Origin of the sequence: Intestinimonas sp. HCP28S3_D6, from assembly GCF_052065695.1 — a bacterium.
Classification (GTDB): domain Bacteria; phylum Bacillota; class Clostridia; order Oscillospirales; family Oscillospiraceae; genus Intestinimonas.
In genome coordinates this window covers 1-2,042 of the sequence record NZ_JBQHTM010000114.1, presented here as the reverse complement: position 1 = coordinate 2,042, position 2,042 = coordinate 1, and the positions used below count along the sequence as shown (strand labels likewise).

Here is a 2,042-nt window from a genome sequence, read left to right as displayed (position 1 = left end):
AAGCAGATAAATAATGGCTATTTTGCACTGAAATCACCTTAACCAAGCGCAAATGGCGGCTAATACATTGAGTAGAAACAGGATAAAGGCTTTTATTCAGAGGTTCCCTAAAGAGCCGCCAGCAGCTTCAATTAGTTTTTTTGCATTTTGAATTGCCAATTCTGTTTGTGCCCCAATACCTGCGGGAATATTGCCGGATTCATCCTCACCTACCTGACCGGCAACATACAGCGTATCGCCGTACCGGATAGCAGGTGAATAGTAGGTAGGAAGCATTGTACCAGGTTGTATAACACGTTCCTTTTTCATAGATATTCTCCTTTTAAGACCGCTACAGCGGCAGCTGGCCTTCGTAGACACGGCTGCCGCTGTGCGGTTTATCTGATATTTGAATGGGACAGTCAGACTTTTTTACATTTGCAGGCTGCATCATGAGCCTCAATGAGACGTTTTCCAGTGGGAGTAAGACAGCAGCCGCTGCAACACATGCCGAGTTCTCTGGTGATGTCATTTCCGACCCGTACCATGACTCTGCTCATCTCATCCAGAGGAATTACGACCTCAAAGCCGGCGCAGACGGCCTCAGCGGATGCCGCAGCCACGGATACGCCAGCAATATTCCGTGCTAAGCAGGGAACTTGAACAAGACCTGCGACCGGGTCACAGATAAGTCCTAAGAAGCACTGGAGACTCATGGCGGCTGCATCGCATGCCTGCTGTGCGGTGCCACCCATCAGCTGGACTAGTCCACCGGCTGCCATAGCGGTACCACAGGCGATCTCAGCCTGACATCCGTGGGTACCGCCGGCAAATTCGTTGCCGTCCACCATCATCAGTACTCCAATTAGTCCCGCGCACATCAAAGCCTCATACAGAGCATCTGGAGAGGCATTCATTCGATCGGCAGCAGAGAGAAGCAGACCAGGAACGATACCAGAGGAACCGCCAGTAGGCACACAGACGATTTTTCCAGAGGCGTTACTGTGCTCCATGATACCAAGCGCGCTGGGGATGGCATCATCTAACAGTCCCAGGGATGGCATATTCCCATGTCCGACAGCACCCTGAAGTTTGGATGCCTTGGGGGTCACAATACCTTCAAAGGTTAGGCCTGAACGAAATCCGTCCGTGCGGGAGTCCTTCATGATCCCAATCAGCATATCACCGTAACGGCGAACCTCTTCTTCACTCCAGCCGCTGACTGCTACTTCGTAGTCAATGGCGGCCTTTGCAGGGGAGCAGTTGTGCTTGGCACAGTAAGCCACCAGCTCGTCCGGAGAGGTAAACGGAGGCTTTCGGGTAATATCATTGATAACAGGGTGAATAGGAGCGACCACTCGTACCCGGGCCACATCCGCTCTGGCCTCTAGGGCGGACAGAAGCTCGGCGGAGTATGGTTCAGCGGACTTTGCATTCACAATAGAGTAATGGGAACCGGTAATGCAACGGATGTCATTGAGTTTTACGATCTCAGCCTTCAGCACATCCTCCACCAGCTTGGCTTCAGAATCTGAGGGCTCCTTCAGGAAGACCACCAACTCATAGTTCATACCTTGGATGTCCATGGGACAGTCATCAATATAGTGGATCAGGAAAGCACCGCCGCCGATCGACTCGCCGATGACAACAAGTTCATCCCCATTATGGGCGGTCATGCGGATTCGGACCGTTTCCATACCACCGACAGTCAGGTCATCTACCTCCGCAAAGGTGACATCCATGCCTGCGGCCTTTGCATTGTCGTAGGCATTAATAAAGTCCGGAACATTTTGTTCTCTGCCCAACAGGCCGTTGATAAAGGCAATGTCGCTGCGCATGCCATAAAGAGTGTTGGGGAACGCTCCCTTGGTATAGTACTCGATGATGGCCTTTGCCGGGACTTCGCCAAGAAGTTGTTGACAAACGAGACCAATCCGCACGGGACCGCAGGTATTAGGGAACCTCTGAATAAAAGCCTTTATCCTGTTTCTACTCAATGTATTAGCCGCCATTTGCGCTTGGTTAAGGTGATTTCAGTGCAAAATAGCCATTATTTATCTGCT

At 51.2% G+C, this 2,042-nt stretch carries 2 protein-coding genes; both read right to left on the bottom strand.

The features are described 5' to 3' along the window. Nucleotides 1–96: 96 nt before the first annotated feature. Nucleotides 97–309, bottom strand: a complete 213-nt coding sequence (locus ACTNBK_RS16940) for a RidA family protein (protein WP_441147856.1) — start codon at nucleotides 307–309, stop codon at nucleotides 97–99. 92 nt (nucleotides 310–401) lie between these two features. Next, nucleotides 402–1,976: an L-serine ammonia-lyase, iron-sulfur-dependent, subunit beta gene (locus tag ACTNBK_RS16935; protein ID WP_441147854.1), complete on the bottom strand. Its 1,575-nt coding sequence runs from the start codon at nucleotides 1,974–1,976 to the stop codon at nucleotides 402–404. Between the last annotated feature and the right edge of the window lie 66 nt (nucleotides 1,977–2,042).